Below are 17,679 nucleotides of genomic sequence, written 5' to 3' on the forward strand. Positions count from 1 at the left end.
CACCCGCCGGAAGCCGGTTCCAGGGCACGGGGCAATCCGCCCGTTTTACCGCGCTACGGGCCCGCACAATCCTACTTGAATCATCCGAACCAGTTTCTGGTCGTTATCGATCTTTCCTTTGGCCGGCATCTATCTGCAAAGTATACCCAAGCAATAATCGCCACGCTCTACATGAGCGGGGACTCAGGCACATCTGAAGTTCACCTCTGCGCGGCATCGGCTTTTGTGAATAAATTCCTTACAGATTCAAAGAATCCGCCTGACAAACTGTTACCTTGAGACTCCAAACGTGTGCGGCCGCCACGGAACCGCCCGAAGCTTGCCCCATTCGCTGCCACATTTGGGTTGAAACCGCTCCGTGTGTGCATCAACGGAGCATTAACCAGAAGATGAAGAAGAGCGCCAAGCCCGCGATCGCGGCGGCCACCCTCGCCGCCGGCATGATGATTGCCTTCACCGGTACCGCCTCGGCCCAATGCGGCAAGGCTTCCTGGTACGCGCTGACCTCGAAGACCGCTTCGGGCGAACGCATGAATCCATCGGCCATGACCGCAGCTCACCGTTCGCTTCCCTTCGGCACCAAGATCCGGGTGACCAACCAGAAGAACGGCAAGAGCGTGGTCGTGCGCATCAACGATCGTGGCCCGTTTGCCAAGGGACGCGTGCTCGATCTTTCCAAGGGTGCGGCCCAGCAGATCGGCTTCATCCGCTCGGGCCACACATCTGTCTGCATGCAGCGCACCTGACATTTGCGCGCCGAAGGCGCGGCACTTCGCGAACTAGCCGATGCGCCGCGCGGCTGTCTCGGCCATCGCCTCGACGAGGCTGAGGTGCCATTCGGCCCGGCAATAGGCTCGGAAATCGAAGCAGGGCAGTCCGGGACAGACCTCGAACTCGATCAGGTGCACCGTGTCGTCGGCCTCGACGCGGAAATCGAGCGAAAAGACATCACGCAGGCCGAGCCCCGCCATCAGCCGCGCCGCAATCCGACGGATCGTCGCCGCAGCAACCGGCTGAACCGATCCCACATGAACCAGCTCCGGCTCGCTGTAGCTTCCGTCGGCCTTGGCCGCAGTGCCGGTATCGCCATACAGCGCCATGCTGTCGGCCATGGTCTGGAAATCGCCGCCTGAATCAACAAAGACGATGCCCAGCACCTCGGGCCCGGCATCGGGGTCGACGGCCAGAAAGCTCGCACGCACATTGCGACCCGCGACATAGGGCTGGACGATGACGTCATCGCGATAGGCGTCGAACACCCGGCGCCCGAGCGCCAGCGCATCCCCGGCCTTGCCAATGCGCGAATCCTCCCAGATACCTATCTTGGCGCCGAGCCGGTTCGGCTTGACGAAATAGCCCGACGATGACGCCGGTGGCTCGACCAGCCACTTGTCGCCACGCGCCACGCCCGCAGCCGGAACGGGCAAGCCGAGCGCGGCGAGAACCGCACCTGCCCTGAACTTGTCCTGGCACAGTGCAAACAGGCTGTCGTCGGCGCCGATGGTGCGCAGGCCATTCAGCCTTGCCAGCGCCGGCGCCGCGCCGCCACGGAAATAAGCTATGCCGTCGGTCAGCGTCCACACCAGGCTGTCGCGGCGGTCGCATGCCGCCAGCACCTCGGCCGCATCGTCAAGCTCGACGGCGCGGAAATCGAGGCCCCGCGCCGCGCAGGCATCGGCAAGTGCTTCGAACTCGGGCGCCAGGTCGGTCGATTGCGCCAGATAGGAGGAAATCTCCGTTGCCGCCTGGGCGGGAAACCCATCGGCCAGCAGCCGGTCGAAGCAGGCGCGCTCCGGCTCATGGACGAGAATGAGCGTCGGGCTTTTTCCGGTCATCGGGCACGCTTCCTGCTGTCATGCGGCGAAGCAATGATGCCGCGCCGGCTGCCGACAATGGCATCCCCGACCCACATGACATGCCGGAAAACCGACCTGTTGCCGCCGTCCGGGCGACAGCCCTGATGTCTGAAACTCAGATCAGGACGTTCGGCTCGTGGCGGCCATTGACGGCAATGTCGAGCAGGAAGGTCTTGCCGGCATGCGGGTCGGCCCGCAGCGCCTTGGCGCTCAGTCCTACTGCAGCGCTGGTCACCGCCAGCCGGTCAGCCGCGGGCCCGACAAAGGCCGGACAGGAGGCCTGGACCGCCGGCACCGGCACGCTGCGCAGCAGGCTGCCATCGGGCGCATAGGCGTCGACACGGCCGCCGCCCCAGCACGCATTCCACAGGACGCCGTCGCGGTCGACCACCGAGCCGTCGATGCCGCCCTTGTCGCCGCGGCGGTCGACGAACAGCTTCGGCTCGCCCAGCGGCAGGCCGGTATCGGCATCGCAGTCGAGGCGATAGAGCAGGTTGACGGCCGTATCGACGTAATAGGCGGTCTTGCCGTCGGCGCTGAAGCAGATCGAGTTGGGGATGCTGATCGCCGGCAACAGCAGCCGCAGCTCGCCGCGGAAATACCAGTAGATGGCGCCTGCCCCTGCCTCGGCATTCTTGCCCATGGTGCCGAACCACAGCGCACCGCAAGGATGCACGCGGGCGTCGTTCGAACGCGTGCCGTTGTTGGCAGCTTCCACCGACATGTGAAGCGTCAGCTTGCCGGTCGCGGCATCGCGGACATGCAGCCCGGTCTCGGTCAGCAACAGCTGGCGTTCGCCGTCGATCGTGGCAATGGCGCTCGCCATCTCGCCGAGCTGGTGGATGCGCGTTTGGCCGCCCGACAGTTTCCTTTCCAGCATCCGGCTTGCCAGGATGTCGAACCAGTAGAGCGTATCGCTGGCCGGATCGTAGGTCGGCCCCTCGCCCAGGCTGCAGGCTTCGTCGGACAGGATCACGGCCGCCATGTCAGGCTCCCTTGCCGATGGCGTCCCAGCCAGCGACGGCGGCACGGGCGCGCTCACCGACTTCGGCTGACGTCATGCCAGGCTTGTAGAGGCTCGAACCAAGCCCGAACAGCTGGACGCCGACCTTGGCATAGGCGTCGAAATCGACTTCCGACACGCCGCCGACGACGCCCACCTGCGTTTCCTTGGGCAGCACGGCGCGAATGGCCGAAATGCCGCCGGTGCCGAGCACGCTGGCCGGGAAGAACTTCAGCGCCGAAGCGCCGAGGCGCAGCGCCAGGAACGCGTCTGTCGGCGTGAAGACGCCCGGCATCGTCACCATCTTATGCACGCCGGCGCGGCCCATCACCTCGGCGTCGATGTTCGGGCTGACCAGCAGGCGACCGCCGGCATCGTTGAGCCGGTCGACATCCTTGGCCCACACCACGGTGCCGCCGCCGACAAGCGCCGTCGGCAGCGCCTTGGCCAAGATCTCGATCGAACGGAACGGGTCGGGCGAATTGAGCGGCACCTCGATCGCCTCGATGCCGGCGTCGAAAACGGCGCGGCCGACATCGAGCGCCTCCTCGGGTTTCAGGCCGCGCAGAATGGCGACGAGGCCGCGGCCAAGTGCCGGAAATGGAGCCGTTACAGTCATGTCGTCATCCCTCAACAAGCATTCCATTGCGCCGGGCTGCGGCCACCAGGCCTGAAAGCACAGCCTTGTCGGCATCGGCGAGGCGCACTGCCAGACCGCCAAGCTTCAGCGCCTCGGCATAAAGCGCGCCCAGCGGTCCCGAACCGACCAACACGACAGGCGTGTCGCGCTTGCCGAAGCGACGCGTCGCCGAGGCGATCTCGGCGCCGATCAGCAGGCCCGACAGGGCCGCCGCCGCATCGGCCTGTCCGAGCCCGTTCAACAGGCCGGCGGCGCGGATGCCAAACAGGCGGGCACCGATGTCGCCGTCCGCCAGTGCCTCGCGGCACCACTCCTGGAACACGGCGTTGTCGGGAGCCACCGGCGCCGGCTTCTCGCCAAGCGAATGGCGCAGGATCGAATGCTGGGCAAATACCGAAAACATCTCGCCCGTCGGCCAGGTGCCGAAGCCGCTGACCGTACCGTCATCGACGCCGACCCATTTGCAGTGGGTGCCAGGCATGCAGACGAGATGGCTGCCGGAGCCGACCTCGGCGGCGATGCCGGCAAGCTGGGTTTCCTCGCCACGCATCACATCGGGCGTGCGCGGATTGCGCTGGGCGAGCCCCGGCACGATCCGCACGTCGCGGCCGGCATCGGGAACCGGCACCGCTGCGCCCAGGATGTCGCCAAGCGACGCCGGCACCTCGACATAGGGCGCCTCGATCCAGCCCTGGCGAGCGCCGGCCATGCCGCAGACGATGGCCGGCAGGTCGCCGGGCGCGCCCATGTCCTTGAGATGGCGGTCGAGGATCGGCGCAAAACCCTTGTGCTGGGCGGTAAGCAAGCCTTCGTCGCTGCGGCGCTCGTCGACGACCGCACCCGTTCCGTCGAGCAGCCAGACGCGCATCCGCGTGGTGCCCCAGTCGACGGCAGCGATTGTTGGCTTGGAACTCACAGGATACCTCCATCGACGATCAAAGTTTGCGCCGTCAGCATTCTCGATGCGTCCGACGCCAGGAACAGCACCGTGCCGACCATGTCTTCCGGCAGCATCATGCGCTTGATGCACTGCCGCGATATGTGGGACTTGAGCGCCTTCTCGCTGACCCACAATTCGCGCTGCCGCTCGGTAATGACCCAGCCCGGCGCCACCGCATTGACCCTGATGTTGTCAGGGCCGTAGCGGCCGGCGAGCCCCTTGGTCAGCCCGACGATCGCAGCCTTCGCAGCCGTGTAGGCCGGCATGGCGCCGATATTGAGCATGTAGGAGGTCGAGCTGAAATTGACGATCGAGCCGCCCCCGGCCTTGACCATGCCAGGCGCCACCGCCTGGATGGTGAAGAAGTGCGGCCTGATGTTGACGGCCTGGTTGTCGTCCCAGCTTTCGGGGGTGACATCTGCCACTTCGTGGCGCACATCGTTGGCAGCGTTGTTGACCAGCACCGTTACCGGCCCATGCTCCTCCTCCGCGCGGGCCACCGCACGGCGCAGCTCGGCGATGTCGCGCAGGTCGGCGCGCAGGTAGAGCGGCCGGTTGCCCGTCGCCTGCTCGATCTCGTCGCACAGTTCCTGGCTCGGTTTCAGGGCGATGTCGATGAAGGCGACCTTGGCGCCCTGGCGGGCAAAAGCCTCGGTCAGCACGGCGCCGATGCCGGTGCCGCCGCCGGTGATGAGCACCGACTGCCCCTCGAGATCAGGAAATCGTGCCGATGGCATCATGATTTTTCCCCCGCATCGTGCGGGCCGGGCATGGCTGGCCGCGCAGCGCGCCTGTATTAGCCCATCGACCGGCAAAGTTGAAACGCTTTTCGGCCGCCGAAAGCGTCTTTTTCAAACGATTGAAGGGGTAATGAAACTGGGTACTGCCCTGCCCGGTGCGCAGGTGACCGGACGCGGCTATCGAAGGGGAAGCAACTGCGTCCTGGCGCTTGCCTTTGCTCAGATCGCCCGCGCGTAGGCCGCGCCGCGATGGGCTTCGCGGAGGTAGCCGAGCGTCGCGTCGGCATCTGCCGGGCGGCCGAACAGATAGCCCTGCCCGCCGGCACAACCGAACTGCACCAGCCGCTCGGCTTGCGCTTCCATCTCGATGCCTTCGGCAACGACATCCATGCCGAGGCCCTCGCACATCGCCAGGATGGCGCGGATGATGTGTTCGGACGGCCGGTCCTCGAGGATCGAGGCGACGAAGGCGCGGTCGATCTTGAGCTTGTCGAAGCGGAATTCGCGCAGGCGGCCGAGCGACGACTGGCCGGTGCCGAAATCGTCGAGCGAGACGCGGATGCCGACGCGCCGGAGATCCTCGACGATCTTTTCGGCCGAGGCCGGATCGGTCATCAGGCCGGTTTCGGTAATCTCGATCTCAAGCCGGCGCGGGTCGAAGCCGGTGCGTTCGAGGATCGACAAGATGTGCAGGCCGGTGTTCTGGTCGACGAGCTGCGACGGCGACAGGTTGAACGACAGGAACATGTCCTTCGGCCAGCTGCGCGCAGCTTCCGCCGCCTTGCGCAGCACCAGTTGCGACAGCGGGCCGATGATGCCGCGTTCTTCGGCGATGGGAATGAACACGGCTGGCGACACCGGGCCGAGATCGCGGTCGGTCCAGCGGGCCAGCGCCTCGAAACCGATGGTGCGGCGGCTGTTGAGATCGACGATCGGCTGGAAATGCGGCGCGACCTCACCGGCGGCGACGGCGCGGCGCAGCGCCTGCTCGATGCGGGTGACGCGCTTGGCCGCCTCTTCCATTTCGCGGGTGTAGACGACGACGCGGCCGCGGCCCGAGCGCTTGGCGTGGTAGAGCGCGGTCTCGGCCTTGCGCACCAGTGTTTCGGTGGTGTCGTCGCTGGAATGGAACAGCGAGCAGCCGACCGAGGCCGACAGGCGCGCAGTGCGCTCACCGACGTCGTAAGGCGCCGACAGGATTTCGATCAGCATGCGGGCCTTTTCGGCCGCGGCATCCTCGGAGAACACCAGCGGGTAGAGGAAGGCGAATTCGTCGGCGCCGATGCGTGCGACCGCTGAATAGCCATCGCAGGCGGCGCGCAGGCGCATCGCCACCTGGACCAGGATCTCGTCGCCGGCGCGATGGCCGAACAGGTCGTTGATCGGCTTGAATCCGTCGAGATCGAGGATACCGACGGTGAACGGTGCCGGGTCCTCGGCGCGGTCGCCGATCAGGCGCTCGACCTTGTCGAAGAAACGGCGCTGGTTGCCGAGGCCGGTCAAGGCGTCGGTGAAGGCCAGATCCGCCGTATCCCTGTCCGAATAGCTCGCGCCGAGTGACATACCTAGTCTCTGTTCTTCCAATGATTGCAATCGTTGCAGGACACTGGCAGCAAAGCGTTTAGGAATTGTATTCAATCCGTCATTTGCGAAACCGGTTTCAATCCCTGCCGGTTGCCCCCGGTCCGCCGACGTTGCGCGGTGCGCTTGCAAGGCCGCATCAGGCGATTGCGCAGTGCCAAGACGCCGCCCTGCCATTGCATAAGGCGGCCAAATTGCTACATCCTCGTCACCCAGGCGTGCGGCCGGTTCTGCTTGTCCGCGCCATCACATCGACCAGCCGCGCCGGAGACCTCCATGCCGCTCAAGATCGCCGTCCAGATGGACCATATCTCCACCGTCAACATCGCCGGCGACACGTCGTTCGCGCTGTCGCTGGAGGCGCAGCGTCGCGGCCACGAACTCTTCCACTACACGCCCGACCGGCTGTCTATGCGCGACGGCAAGGTCTTTGCCCGCATCGAGAAGCTCGAAGTGCGCGACGTCAAGGGCGACCATTTCACCCTCGACGAGCCCGTGCGTACCGACCTGTCGGAGATGGACGTGATCCTGCTGCGCCAGGATCCGCCCTTCGATATGAACTACATCACCACCACCCACATCCTCGAGCGCATCCACCCGAAGACGCTCGTCGTCAACGACCCGGCCTGGGTGCGCAACAGCCCCGAAAAGATCTTCGTCACCGAATTCGCCGACCTGATGCCGGAGACGCTGATCACCAAGGACCCGGCTGAAGTCACCGCCTTCCGCAAGGAGTTCGGCGACATCATCGTCAAGCCGCTCTACGGCAATGGCGGCGCTGGCATCTTCCATCTGCACGAGGCCGATCGCAACCTGTCGTCGCTGCTCGAAATGTTCGGCCAGATGTTCCGCGAGCCCTACATCGTCCAGCGCTACCTCAAGGACGTGCGCAAGGGCGACAAGCGAATCATCCTGATCGACGGCGAGCCCGTCGGCGCCATCAACCGCGTGCCTGCCGAGCACGACGCGCGCTCCAACATGCATGCCGGCGGCCGCGCCGAAAAGACCGAGCTGACCGAGCGCGAACGCGAGATCTGCGCCCGCATCGGCCCGTCGCTGCGCGAACGCGGCTTCATCCTCGTCGGCATCGACGTCATCGGCGACTACATGACCGAGATCAACGTGACCTCGCCGACCGGCATCCGCGAGGTCAAGAAATTCGGCGGCGCCGACATCGCCGCGCTGTTCTGGGACGTAGTGGAGAAGAAGCGGGCCTGAGCGGCCCGCCTCCACTTTTCGCTAACGTCGTCCGAGCAGCCACAGGCCGCCGAGGGTCACCAGCGCCATGACCGCGCAATAGGCCGCCAGCGGCCAGGCCGTATCGCCGCCGAGCACGACCACCGCCAGCGTGCCGATCAGGCCGACGATCATGCTCTGGACGCAGAAATAGAGCGCGACCGCGGTGCCTGCGGCATCGCCGAACGCCTCGAGCGCGCCATTTGCCGTCACCGAGCCGGCGAAGACGATGCCGACCGAGATCACCCACATCGGCAAGACGAAGGTCAGGAACGACGGCTCGGCGAACAGTTGCCCGATGGTCAGAAATGCAGCGCCGAGCAGGAGCATCGCCATTCCTCGCGCGAGGCTGCCGGCAACGCCCCAGTGCGCCACGAACAGTTTGGCGAAGCGCGTGGTGACGATCATTGCGATCGCCGCCGTGGCGAAGGCCATGCTGAAGCTGAGCTGCGAATGGCCGGCCCCCTCGATGAGCACGCGCGGCGCCGTCGAGAAGAAGACGAAGAACGCGCCCATCGCCGCGCTGAAGCCAAGCGTGTAGACCCAGAAGGCCGGGCTTTTCAGGATTTTTCGGAACGCCGGCCGCGACCGCACGGTATCGGGCCGTGTCTCGTGCCAGCGCGGCAGCGCATTCAGCACGGCACCGACGGCAAGAATGCCGAGGCTCAAGAAGATCGCGCGCCAGCCCAGGCCATGGGCGATCAGCGCCCCGGCGATCGGGCCGAGTGCCGGCACGCAGGCCAGGATGGCACTGAACAGCCCATAGATGACGGTGCCTTCCGCCCGCTCGGCATAGACGTCGCGCACCGTGGCGAAGGTGGCGACCAATGCCGCCGACGCACCCAGCGCCTGCAGCACGCGCAAGCCGACGAAGATCGGCGCGGACGATGTGCCGGCGAGCAGGAACGAGGCTGCCGCAAACAGGACCGCGCCACCGATCAGCACCGGCCGGCGGCCGATCCGGTCGGAGATCGGCCCGAAGACGACCTGGCCCAGGCCGAGCACGATCATGTAGAGGCTCAGCGTCAGCTGGACGATGTCCGGCGTCGTGCCGAGGATGGCCGGCATCTCCGGCACGACCGGCAGGTAGATGTCCATGGCCAGCGAGGCCAGGATGTCGAAGGGCGCCATCAGCAGCAGCGCCGCAGGAAGGGAATGGCCCCACGTGGAAAAGTTTCGATTGGGCATGGCAATGCATCCGCTCAAATGAATTTCATCTGGCGGCGATCTGCCACTTCGCTTGTCTGGGGAAATGAGAGGGCAGGGCGCCGCAACAACGTCTCGGTGTTGTTGCGGCCTATCTGTCTGCGGACTTGGCCGTGCCCATGTTCATGTCGCGAATGCTCGCTTTGATCTTTTGGTTGCAATACCAGCATGGCTTGCCCGGAACAAGCCTGGTCGGTGGCCTGTGATGCCGGTCAACGCTTACGCGGCGCGATGGCCGCGCAGGCCGGCGGTATCGCCCGGCCTGAAGATGCGGAACGTGTTGCGCCCGGCCGCCTTGGCCCGATAGAGCGCGGTATCCGCCCTGACCAGCAGTTCCGACGGCGTGCAGGCCTCGAACAGCGCGATACCGACGGACCCGCCGAGCCTGAGCGGCGTGCCGCAGTGATCTATCGGCTGGCCGAGCCTTTCGATGATTGCAAGCGCAAGCGCCGAAATCGCCTGCAGGTCGAGGTTCGGCCCCGACAACACGGCAAATTCGTCGCCGCCGATGCGCGAAACGAGTTGCGCGCCACTGCAGGCGCTCTCGAGCCGCCGGCCCACCTCTCTAAGGCACTCGTCGCCGACGACATGGCCGAAGGTATCGTTGATCTGCTTGAAGCCGTCGAGGTCGAGCAGAAGCAGCGCGCCGGGGGCGGGGTGCTCGGCACACAGCTCGGTCCATGCCGCCAGCTTCGACTGGAACTGGCTGCGATTGGCAAGCCCGGTCATGACGTCGATCTCGGCGAGATAGCGCGTCTGGTCGGCGAGTATCTTCTCTTCGGTGATGTCTTGCTTCAGGCCGAAGATACGCACGGCAACGCCGTCCTCGCACTCGACGCATGCGGTGATGCGGATCCAGCGGCGATTGCCCTTGGCCGTGACGATCTCGGCGTCCAGGCAGAAACCGGTGCGCTCCGCGATCGCCTGGCTGCGCCTGACATGGAGCTCCGCCGCCGACTCCGGCGTGTAGCACGTGACGATTTCCTGGCGTTCGAGCGCCGACCCGCGCGGTAGATCGAAGATGTCGTAGACGACGTCGGTCCATACCAGCGCCTGGTCGGCGAGGTTGCATTGCCAGACGCCGATGCGGGCGGCTGCCGAGGACCTGTCGAAGATCTTCTGGCTGTGTGCAAGCGAGGCGGCCTGCTCGCGGATCAGCGTCGCCTGCGCCGCCAGACGCGCCTCGAGTTCCGCGATCCTGGCTGCGCCGCGGCGCGAAAGGGCGCCCGGCCGTCCGACTTTTCGCATAGGCAGTCTGTGGCGCATGGCGAGGTCGATCACCTTCTCTTTGATGCGCCTTATATTCGCACACAAGCATTTAAGATTCCCTATCCGGCGCCCGGCACCGCGCGCCATGCCCGGCAGTATCGGCTAGCGTAAACAACGGCTGCCTATGTTCTTTAAATGTTCTTGCATCAATTTATAATCTATGCTTGTCTTTCAAGAAATCGTCCGCGACCTGATCGTGCGTTTGGGGGAGGCCGGGCGGAGGGGGCAGCATGGTTTCGCGCGTGCGCACTGTTGCATTCCAGGGCATCGAGGCGGTTCCCGTCGACGTGCAGGTGATGGTCGCGCCGGGGAAAGTCGGCATGCAGATCGTCGGCCTGCCCGACAAGGCGGTGGCCGAAAGCCGCGAACGTGTGCAGGCGGCGCTGCATGCCTCGGGCCTGTCGATGCCGGCCAAGAAGGTCACCGTCAATCTCGCACCCGCCGACCTGCCCAAGGAGGGCAGGTAGTCGACCCAGCGATAGCCGTAATTTCTCATTTAAATCATGTGGTTGCTGTGTGTTCGTTTCGGCATTGACCGGACTACTCACGCAGTGCTCACCACGGGATTTGAATGCGATGACTGCGAACACGCCCCGCCAGCGGATGACCGACAAGCGCCGGCAGCACATCTTTTCGGAGAACTGCACCGGCCACAACGTGGCGCCGTGTTGCATCTGCGAGCGTCTGATCCACCGCCACAACGACCGCTGGATCGTCGAGCACAAGCGAGCGCTTGCCCTGCTAGGCAAGGACGTCAACACCAACTGCGGGCCGGCGCATTTCGACTGCGCCCAGGTGAAGACGCACACCGAGGATCTTCCGCGGATCAGGAAAGCGAAGCGCCAGCAGGCCATGCACGAGGGCACCAAGGAGATTTCGCGCCGCTTCGCCCGCCCCGAAGGCGTGGTCTACGATTGGCAGAAGCGCCGGTACGTGCCACAACGTGCGTGAACATCCGGGGGGGATTTCATGAAAAAGTTTCTGCCATTGGCCGCGCTCGCGGTCTTCGCCGGCTGCGCCACGCCGCCATCGAGCATCAAGGCCGCGCCGTCTGACGGCAGGCAATGCACCCAGGCGGATCGCGACCGACTTGCAGATATAACTTCGCGCCAGCAGCGGACCGCTAACCAGGACGCGTTTGGCGTGTTCATGATCGGCGTGCCATTGGGCGGGTCAGAAACCCACGAGCCCGAGATTGCCCGCCTAAAAGGCCGGTGCGGGGTGAAGTAGGCTGCCCATGATTACTCTCCTCGCCGCAACCGTCATTTCGTGCCTGCAACTCACCGCCGTGGACGGCGACACCATCAAATGCAACGGCCGGAACATGCGCCTGATCGGCGACGGCGTGCCGTTCAAGTCAGGCATCGACACGCCAGAGACCGGCGGTCGGGCGAAGTGCGAGCGCGAGCGCATGCTCGGCAAGGAGGCCAAGAAGCGTCTGGCCGAGCTGCTGCGCGAGCCAGGCGTGCGGAGCGAAGACACTGGCCAAGTTGATGACACTGACCAGCGCCGGCCGCTGGTGCGCGTCAGGCTTGGGAACGGTCAGCTTGCAGAAAACATTCTGCTCTCCGAGGGCCATGCGATCATTTGGCGCCCGAAGGTCAAGCGGCCATGGTGCGGATGATCAGTCGGCGGGCGCTGCTTGCTGTGCCTGTTGCCCTAGTCGCCACACCTGCGCTGGCTCGGAGAGGCAGCAGAGGTCGCGGGGTCGGTGGAAGTAGGCGCGGCCGCAGCGGTTCCAACGTGCTGGCACTTGCCGTGTTCGGTTCGTTCATAGCCTGGCTGATCTATTTGTTCGTTACCAGAAAGCGGACGACACCGAGTGAACCTCAGCGGCCCATGCCGCCCATGCGCAAGGTACCAGCCAAACAGCAGCGGGCCATCGCCAAGTCGATCAGGCGGCACCAACGTCGAACTGGCGCCTAAAACGAAAAAGCCCGTCACCTTTCGGCAGCGGGGCTTTTGAAAGTGTCGTATTTACTTTTTCCCGGCGAATCAGTTCTATGCTGTAAGAAATGGGCGAGGGGAACGCCTTGACGATCTGCATTGCAGTTAAGGTCCATGACTGTTTGGTCTTTGTGGCCGACAGCGCATCTTCCATGGTTTCTACCGATGGCAACGGCAACCAGGCCGTGATGCGCGTCTACAATCACGGCCATAAAGTCTTCAATCTGATCAGGAACCAACCAATATCCGCCATGACCTGCGGGCTGGGGAATTTCGGCCGCTCCTCCGTTTCGACGATTGCCAAAGAAGTTCGAAAAGAAATCGTCAGCGGCACGGCCGGGATCAATCCGGAAGACTTCACCATCGAGGAGGTGACCGCATATTGCTCGGGGCGCTTCGACGCACTCTTTCAAGAACTTCCCGAGCCAGTGCGGGCTTCATCGTCCTTCAGCTTTTTCGTCGGCGGGTATTCAACCCAAGGCTCCGGTAGCGAGCTTTGGAAATTCCAGATCTCCGGAGCGGGCTCAACCGGTCCGCAGATGCTGGCCGGCGAGGAGAGCTGCACCATTGAATGGGACGGCCAGCCGGATGCATGCGCCCGGCTAGTGCTTGGAATTTCCCCAGCTACAATGAGCGTATTGGTGGCTTCAGGCATTTCTCCAGAGGATGCCAAGGTATTGACGCAAAGGCTCGCTAGCGCATCCCAGGCACAGATCCTTGAGCCTTCCATGCCGGTACAGGATGCCATCGATCTCGCGCGCTTTCTAGCTGAGACCACAGTGTCATTCGTGCGCTTTGTGCCAGGAGCGAATACCGTTGGCGGGGACCTTGACATTGGAACCGTAACCAAGTTTGAGGGTTTTCGTTGGATAAAGCGTAAGCACTACTATCCTTCTTCGCTGAATGAGGAGCCTACTCATGTCTGCTGATAATCGGACGCCAAAAGCCAAAGAGATGAGCCAGCCGCTCACCCCTTCGCCGATGCCTGAGTACGAGTTCCAGCGTAATTACGACCTCGATCGCCCGAGTTACACCCAAAAGACGTCGGATGCCGACGGCCGCAAACTCGACCTGTCAGGCGTGGTCTTTAACTTCAATTGAAGCTGAAACTGCCGGGTCGAACCGGCGGGCTGTGGTGTCACATTACAAAAAAGAGCCCCGCCGACCGGAGCCAGCGGGGCGAGTGGCGCAATATCATTCACAATGTGAATGTTAGCATTTTGCCAACATTAGGCAATGGTCAGCCGGGCGGCGGCTTAAACCACGCCAGGATTTTCAACAGGCTTTCGCCGAACATCACGACGCCTGCGAATAGCCCGAGGATGCCAACGATCAGCCACTTGACGGCGCGGCCGACCGTCATGGTCGCGACGACGAGCTTGAGGCCGGCGTTAAGGGTATCGATGTCCTCTTCGCGCAGCTGAGCAAGGAAGGTTCGGGTCTTCTCGGGCAACTCGGCCATGCGATCAGCGGGCTTTGCGTTCAGGTCCATCTCACCCTCCATCATGCACCAAGCGGCTTCTTGGCAATGAAGCGGCCGTACAGTGCCCAGGCGGCGCCGACGAGAATGGTGGCCGGGCCGACATAGAGCGTCGGGGCATCAGGCACGCCATTCGTCCAGAGTTCGGAGATGAGAGCCAGGGCGCCGAGGATCGAGGCTACCGAGCCTTGTGCAACACGAGACTGATAGGCCGGCTCATTGTTGGTCGAGTGCTGTTCGCGGGCGGCAAGCTCGTTGCGTACCGATTCCGCGACGACCTCACGCACGGCCGGCACGTCGACCGGATCGAGCGAGATTTTCGGATTGACCGCCACCTTGTCGAGCACGCGGCCGATGACGGTCTCAAGCACCTTGCCGGCGATTAGACCGCCGATGAAGTTTTGTTGCTGAGGCATGGAAGTTCCTTTCAGGAAAAGAGCCGGGCGAGGATGCGGGACAGCCAGCCGCGCGCGGGCTCAGGCGCGGGTGCTGGAATGGGCTTAGGTTCGGGGATCTGGAGCTTCTGGGGTGCCTGGCCGATGTAGGCGGCAGCGCGGAGTGCGGTTTCGAAGGTCTTGGCATACCCGGCCAGGTCGTCATCACGGTCGGTGCCGTTGACGATCTGACGGGCTCCGACGTAATCGCATTTCTCGGCGTAGATGAAATCGTCCAGCTTCTTGCCGGTGAACATGCCGTTGGTCATGCCGTCGAAGATGGCGCGCAGGGCAATCGGCCAGGTCATCATCTGGCCCGGGGCAGTGGCGCCGAATTTGCGGTGGTTTTCTTCCCAGGTGACTTGCACCAGCCCCTCGCCCACCCAGGGATAGTAGCGCTTGGCGCGGAGGTACTTCTCGCCGCCCATCTCCCGGACGGGCTGCATGGTGTGCGCAGTCTCGTGGTAGGCAGTCGAAAGGATATAGGCGAGGTGCCGCAATGGTGTGCCGCGGCGCTGCGCCTCGTCGAGTATTTGCTCGGTGCCGTTGACCTGGCTTTGAGAAAGCGACGTTCCGAACACGCCAGACGAGCGCGCGCGCAAGGCCGCGTAGAACTTGCTACGGTCCATGGGATTTCCTCAGATTGTGGAGAGCCGCCGTCATTCCCGCAGGGTGCGGGCAAACGCCGCTATTGCTCCAAGACTAGTGCAGTGGCAGAAGGCGCAAGAGCTTCTTGGGGATTTTATATGTTTACGTCAGTTGATGAGTGGAGCGCGGTTGCCAATGGGGCGCAGCCCGATTGGGAGCCAAGGTCGCGGATCATTGCGAAACTGATCCGTGCTACTGACTCCGTTTTGGATATTGGGGCGGGCAATCGGAAGCTTTCGCGATTTATTCCACCGTCCTGTAAATACACGCCAGTTGACTGCGTAGCCGATCTACCAGGCACGTTCGTTGTCGATTTCAATAAGGAGTTCCGCCTGCCAGACGTCGATTTCAACGTAATCGTTTGCGCGGGGTTCCTAGAATATCTTGACGACGTGCCCGCGTTTTTCCGTGAACTCGCGAAGCAAGCACCAGGCCGTCAGATTGTCTTCACCTACATATTTGGGGCAAACAAGAAGGCCCGCACCAAAATGAAGGTGCACAACGACTACGGTAATTCCCATGAATTTCTCGCAGCAGTCGAGGGCTCACTGTCTTACCTCGATGTGTTCGCGTATGATCGCAGACAGGGGATTTACAACGCGACACTAGGTGAAGGTGGCGGGCCCGTCTCCCGTCAGCCTATTGGCAACATCTTGGAGCCGCGTGAACCGCGCATCGTCAAGCTACTCCGCAAGTGGGGCCGCTCGATCAAGAAGCGCCTCCCGGCCAAACCATAGTTGGCAGCTCTTCCAAAAAAGCCGCGATTGTCGGCTGCAATCGCTTGCCGGTCATGACCTTGTCGAGTTCGGTGTAGACATAGACCCACACTGCATCGCGCCAGCCTACGAACGCCGCTGCCTCGGCGGCCCATGAAGGATTGGTGCTGTTAACGTAAGTCGAGATCGATACAGCGTTGTCGTACCGACGCTCCTGCGCTTTGGAGTCGAGTATGGCGACGATTGCCGCTTTGTAGTCATCAACAGAAGGCGGTGGTGCCGGGCGGATGGTAATCACGCTCATTGGTCGACCTCCTGCTGCCCTGCGGCAATAATAGCTTGCTCTTCAAACCAGGCCGCCGCGCCGATGCCATGGCCGTCCGGTTCGCTGAAGTCGGCCGTCCACAGGTCCCTAAAGTAACGGTCGGCGGGGATATCCTCCTCCTCTACGAACCGGAAAGGGACACCTGCTGGCACGTCCTTTCGGCCAATCTCCGAGAGGGGTAGAGGCGAAGCCGGGGTTCCGTCTGCCCGATGGCAGATGAGGACCGCGATGCCGCCGCCATCGGTGGGGTAGATAATGCGCTGTACCATCGATCAGTCTCCGAAGATGTGTACGCAGATAGGATCGGCGTCGAGTTTCTGGGTCGTCGTGCCCGTTGCCCACACGTTCAGCGAGGTAGTGGCCAAGCTGGCGATAGCGAGGTTTCTGTTATTGCCGCTGCCGTCCGTGCCCGAAGCGCCTGACGCGCAATAGTTGGCGTTAGCCATGGTGATGCCGAGATTGACCGTGTAGTCACCGACCCCGTTGTCGGTAATCGACGTAACGTTGTAGCTGTCCCTAATAGCTACGGTGCCGATCCCATTGAAATTCACCCACGCCTTGGCCATTCCTTGATGGCTTTTCAAGGTGGCGACTGACGGGACCCGTGCCGTATCGGTCCCAGTCGCAACCTCGGCGTCAGTGGCCAATTCCACAACACCTGTCGCCGTGGCGGATGCAGCTTGCTTCAGGTTTCCGAAGGCTGTTGCCGCTGTGCTCGCCCCGGTACCACCATCCGCAATTGCAAGATCGGTGCCGCCCGTCCACGCCCCCCCGGAAATCGTCGGGTTGGTCAGCGTCTTGTTGGTGAGTGTCATTGTGGCGGACGCTATGCCCGCCTTAATGCTGGCCCAAGACACCTTCGACAGAGCCCAAGACCACTCGCTGTCCGCCAAACCGAACTCATCGGCATCCACAAGGACGGTCTTAGTGCCTGCCCCATGTATCCACCCTGCCACGGTGTTTGTCAGGTTCGTCCAGATAGCCAGAGACTTGCGATACCAGTGGAAGGCCGAGAAGAGCCCGGGAGTGACCTCGACGTCCTCCGGGTTCGTCGCCCATTTCTGAGCGTTCGTCTCGGCCAATTGTGCTGCTGTCACATTTGCAGGGATGCCGGGGATGTCAGGGGCGAGCCCGGCAACCGTCGCTATTTCATCAGCAATCCCCGCGACCGCAACGAAGTTCGGGTCTGCAAGTACAGCCAGCGCCAAATCGGCCGCCGCCTGAGCTGCCGCCGCATTGCTCCCGCTGTCACTGGAAAGCGTCTCGCTGATCGTGATTGGATCTGTGCCGACGATAATGGGGTTGTTGCCAAGGATGCGGTATTCGCGACCGCCGTTGACCGTCCCGTCGGTGACATTGGTCCGAGTTCCGCGGGCAATGTCGCGCTTGCTGTCGAAGTCGCGAGCGCGCGTCCAAGCTCCCGAGTTGGCGATCCAGATGCCGTTCTCGGAAGGCGCAGTCTGGTTCTTCACGAGCACCCGATCATCGGCGACGAGCACCACGCCATCGACCGTCAGTAACCCTGACAGAGCGATGTTGGCAGTGGTGGCTACACGGCACGGCGCTTTGTATGCTACCGTTTCGCCATAACCAGTGATCTGGTCGGAATAGATTGTTGCCACGGGTGGGCCTCCATGGGGAAAAGTGCGGGGAAAGTT

General features: G+C 63.3%; 24 protein-coding genes and 1 pseudogene. 10 read left to right on the plus strand and 15 right to left on the minus strand.

Annotation, left to right across the window (positions count from 1 at the left end; translation table 11 throughout):
* The first annotated feature begins 389 nt into the window (after nucleotides 1-389).
* Entirely contained in the window at nucleotides 390-746 is a 357-nt protein-coding gene (locus CO731_RS04035) for a septal ring lytic transglycosylase RlpA family protein (protein ID WP_108606050.1), read from the plus strand.
* Between the two features lie 33 nt (nucleotides 747-779).
* Here the strand turns inward: CO731_RS04035 and CO731_RS04040 are convergent, their stop codons facing one another.
* The 5 genes from CO731_RS04040 to CO731_RS04060 all read right to left on the minus strand — a co-directional run bounded on the left by CO731_RS04040 (nucleotide 780) and on the right by CO731_RS04060 (nucleotide 5,179).
* Entirely contained in the window at nucleotides 780-1,835 is a 1,056-nt protein-coding gene (locus CO731_RS04040; RefSeq protein ID WP_108606051.1) for a D-alanine:D-lactate ligase-like protein, read from the minus strand.
* A 136-nt stretch (nucleotides 1,836-1,971) separates the two neighbouring features.
* On the minus strand, nucleotides 1,972-2,841 hold the full coding sequence (locus CO731_RS04045; RefSeq protein WP_108606052.1) for an SMP-30/gluconolactonase/LRE family protein: 870 nt from the start codon (nucleotides 2,839-2,841) through the stop codon (nucleotides 1,972-1,974).
* A gap of 1 nt (nucleotide 2,842) precedes the next feature.
* Nucleotides 2,843-3,478, minus strand: a complete 636-nt coding sequence (locus CO731_RS04050) for a 2-dehydro-3-deoxy-6-phosphogalactonate aldolase (RefSeq protein ID WP_108606053.1) — start codon at nucleotides 3,476-3,478, stop codon at nucleotides 2,843-2,845.
* A gap of 4 nt (nucleotides 3,479-3,482) precedes the next feature.
* Entirely contained in the window at nucleotides 3,483-4,415 is a 933-nt protein-coding gene (locus tag CO731_RS04055) for a 2-dehydro-3-deoxygalactonokinase (RefSeq protein WP_108606054.1), read from the minus strand.
* Nucleotides 4,412-5,179 carry an SDR family oxidoreductase gene (locus CO731_RS04060; protein ID WP_108606055.1) on the minus strand — a complete coding sequence of 256 codons (768 nt, stop codon included), beginning with the start codon at nucleotides 5,177-5,179 and terminating at the stop codon, nucleotides 4,412-4,414. Before CO731_RS04060 ends, CO731_RS04055 begins: the two co-directional genes overlap by 4 nt.
* On the opposite strand from CO731_RS04060, the gene CO731_RS28580 reads away from it, so the two are divergent.
* The gene (locus CO731_RS28580; RefSeq protein ID WP_159091555.1) at nucleotides 5,178-5,417 is read left to right on the plus strand and encodes a hypothetical protein; all 240 of its coding nucleotides are present in this window, start codon (nucleotides 5,178-5,180) and stop codon (nucleotides 5,415-5,417) included. The two genes, CO731_RS04060 and CO731_RS28580, sit on opposite strands and share 2 nt — an antisense overlap.
* Here CO731_RS28580 and CO731_RS04065 read toward each other — a convergent pair.
* Entirely contained in the window at nucleotides 5,399-6,742 is a 1,344-nt protein-coding gene (locus tag CO731_RS04065) for an EAL domain-containing protein (RefSeq protein WP_108606056.1), read from the minus strand. The two genes, CO731_RS28580 and CO731_RS04065, sit on opposite strands and share 19 nt — an antisense overlap.
* A gap of 294 nt (nucleotides 6,743-7,036) precedes the next feature.
* Here CO731_RS04065 and gshB point away from each other — a divergent pair, with 294 nt between their 5' ends.
* Entirely contained in the window at nucleotides 7,037-7,978 is a 942-nt protein-coding gene (gene gshB / locus CO731_RS04070) for a glutathione synthase (protein ID WP_108606057.1), read from the plus strand.
* A gap of 21 nt (nucleotides 7,979-7,999) precedes the next feature.
* Here the strand turns inward: gshB and cml are convergent, their stop codons facing one another.
* Both cml and CO731_RS04080 read right to left on the minus strand, forming a co-directional pair.
* Complete coding sequence (gene cml / locus CO731_RS04075) at nucleotides 8,000-9,184, minus strand: CmlA/FloR family chloramphenicol efflux MFS transporter (RefSeq protein ID WP_108606058.1); 1,185 nt, start codon at nucleotides 9,182-9,184, stop codon at nucleotides 8,000-8,002.
* A gap of 237 nt (nucleotides 9,185-9,421) precedes the next feature.
* The gene (locus tag CO731_RS04080) at nucleotides 9,422-10,450 is read right to left on the minus strand and encodes a diguanylate cyclase (protein WP_245439616.1); all 1,029 of its coding nucleotides are present in this window, start codon (nucleotides 10,448-10,450) and stop codon (nucleotides 9,422-9,424) included.
* Nucleotides 10,451-10,701: 251 nt separating this feature from the next.
* Here CO731_RS04080 and CO731_RS04085 point away from each other — a divergent pair.
* The 4 genes and pseudogenes from CO731_RS04085 to CO731_RS04100 form a co-directional block, all read left to right on the plus strand.
* Nucleotides 10,702-10,932: pseudogene (locus CO731_RS04085) on the plus strand (magnesium chelatase domain-containing protein); the annotation flags it as partial.
* Nucleotides 10,933-11,047: 115 nt separating this feature from the next.
* Nucleotides 11,048-11,422, plus strand: coding sequence for a hypothetical protein (locus CO731_RS04090; protein ID WP_159091556.1), 375 nt, complete (start codon nucleotides 11,048-11,050; stop codon nucleotides 11,420-11,422).
* Between the two features lie 18 nt (nucleotides 11,423-11,440).
* Nucleotides 11,441-11,701 carry a hypothetical protein gene (locus CO731_RS04095; RefSeq protein ID WP_108606060.1) on the plus strand — a complete coding sequence of 87 codons (261 nt, stop codon included), beginning with the start codon at nucleotides 11,441-11,443 and terminating at the stop codon, nucleotides 11,699-11,701.
* Between the two features lie 58 nt (nucleotides 11,702-11,759).
* Nucleotides 11,760-12,095 carry a thermonuclease family protein gene (locus CO731_RS04100; protein WP_343207438.1) on the plus strand — a complete coding sequence of 112 codons (336 nt, stop codon included), beginning with the start codon at nucleotides 11,760-11,762 and terminating at the stop codon, nucleotides 12,093-12,095.
* A gap of 270 nt (nucleotides 12,096-12,365) precedes the next feature.
* On the opposite strand, the gene CO731_RS28585 is transcribed toward CO731_RS04100, so the two are convergent.
* Nucleotides 12,366-12,518, minus strand: coding sequence for a hypothetical protein (locus tag CO731_RS28585; RefSeq protein ID WP_159091557.1), 153 nt, complete (start codon nucleotides 12,516-12,518; stop codon nucleotides 12,366-12,368).
* Here CO731_RS28585 and CO731_RS04105 point away from each other — a divergent pair.
* Both CO731_RS04105 and CO731_RS04110 read left to right on the plus strand, forming a co-directional pair.
* Nucleotides 12,505-13,347: a hypothetical protein gene (locus CO731_RS04105; RefSeq protein WP_159091558.1), complete on the plus strand. Its 843-nt coding sequence runs from the start codon at nucleotides 12,505-12,507 to the stop codon at nucleotides 13,345-13,347. The two genes, CO731_RS28585 and CO731_RS04105, sit on opposite strands and share 14 nt — an antisense overlap.
* Nucleotides 13,337-13,519 (plus strand): hypothetical protein, encoded by a 183-nt coding sequence (locus CO731_RS04110; RefSeq protein WP_108679410.1) that lies wholly within the window; start codon nucleotides 13,337-13,339, stop codon nucleotides 13,517-13,519. The genes CO731_RS04105 and CO731_RS04110 overlap by 11 nt, the downstream gene beginning before the upstream one ends.
* A gap of 139 nt (nucleotides 13,520-13,658) precedes the next feature.
* Here the strand turns inward: CO731_RS04110 and CO731_RS04115 are convergent, their stop codons facing one another.
* Genes CO731_RS04115 through CO731_RS04125 form a run of 3 tightly spaced genes read right to left on the minus strand, consistent with a single transcriptional unit; the run spans nucleotide 13,659 to nucleotide 14,961 of the window.
* On the minus strand, nucleotides 13,659-13,910 hold the full coding sequence (locus tag CO731_RS04115) for a hypothetical protein (RefSeq protein WP_108609616.1): 252 nt from the start codon (nucleotides 13,908-13,910) through the stop codon (nucleotides 13,659-13,661).
* A gap of 11 nt (nucleotides 13,911-13,921) precedes the next feature.
* The gene (locus CO731_RS04120; protein ID WP_108606063.1) at nucleotides 13,922-14,314 is read right to left on the minus strand and encodes a hypothetical protein; all 393 of its coding nucleotides are present in this window, start codon (nucleotides 14,312-14,314) and stop codon (nucleotides 13,922-13,924) included.
* Nucleotides 14,315-14,325: 11 nt separating this feature from the next.
* The gene (locus CO731_RS04125) at nucleotides 14,326-14,961 is read right to left on the minus strand and encodes a hypothetical protein (RefSeq protein ID WP_108606064.1); all 636 of its coding nucleotides are present in this window, start codon (nucleotides 14,959-14,961) and stop codon (nucleotides 14,326-14,328) included.
* Nucleotides 14,962-15,042: 81 nt separating this feature from the next.
* On the opposite strand from CO731_RS04125, the gene CO731_RS04130 reads away from it, so the two are divergent.
* The gene (locus tag CO731_RS04130) at nucleotides 15,043-15,717 is read left to right on the plus strand and encodes a methyltransferase domain-containing protein (protein WP_159091559.1); all 675 of its coding nucleotides are present in this window, start codon (nucleotides 15,043-15,045) and stop codon (nucleotides 15,715-15,717) included.
* Here the strand turns inward: CO731_RS04130 and CO731_RS04135 are convergent.
* From CO731_RS04135 to CO731_RS04145, 3 genes are read right to left on the minus strand one after another with little or no spacing between them, the layout of a single operon-like run.
* Nucleotides 15,689-16,000 carry a hypothetical protein gene (locus tag CO731_RS04135; protein WP_108679411.1) on the minus strand — a complete coding sequence of 104 codons (312 nt, stop codon included), beginning with the start codon at nucleotides 15,998-16,000 and terminating at the stop codon, nucleotides 15,689-15,691. The genes CO731_RS04130 and CO731_RS04135 overlap by 29 nt on opposite strands.
* The gene (locus CO731_RS04140; protein WP_108606066.1) at nucleotides 15,997-16,290 is read right to left on the minus strand and encodes a hypothetical protein; all 294 of its coding nucleotides are present in this window, start codon (nucleotides 16,288-16,290) and stop codon (nucleotides 15,997-15,999) included. The genes CO731_RS04135 and CO731_RS04140 overlap by 4 nt, the downstream gene beginning before the upstream one ends.
* A gap of 3 nt (nucleotides 16,291-16,293) precedes the next feature.
* On the minus strand, nucleotides 16,294-17,643 hold the full coding sequence (locus CO731_RS04145; protein ID WP_108606067.1) for a hypothetical protein: 1,350 nt from the start codon (nucleotides 17,641-17,643) through the stop codon (nucleotides 16,294-16,296).
* Nucleotides 17,644-17,679 lie beyond the last annotated feature (36 nt).

The sequence above is a fragment of the Aminobacter sp. MSH1 genome (assembly GCF_003071665.1).
Taxonomy (GTDB): domain Bacteria; phylum Pseudomonadota; class Alphaproteobacteria; order Rhizobiales; family Rhizobiaceae; genus Aminobacter; species Aminobacter niigataensis.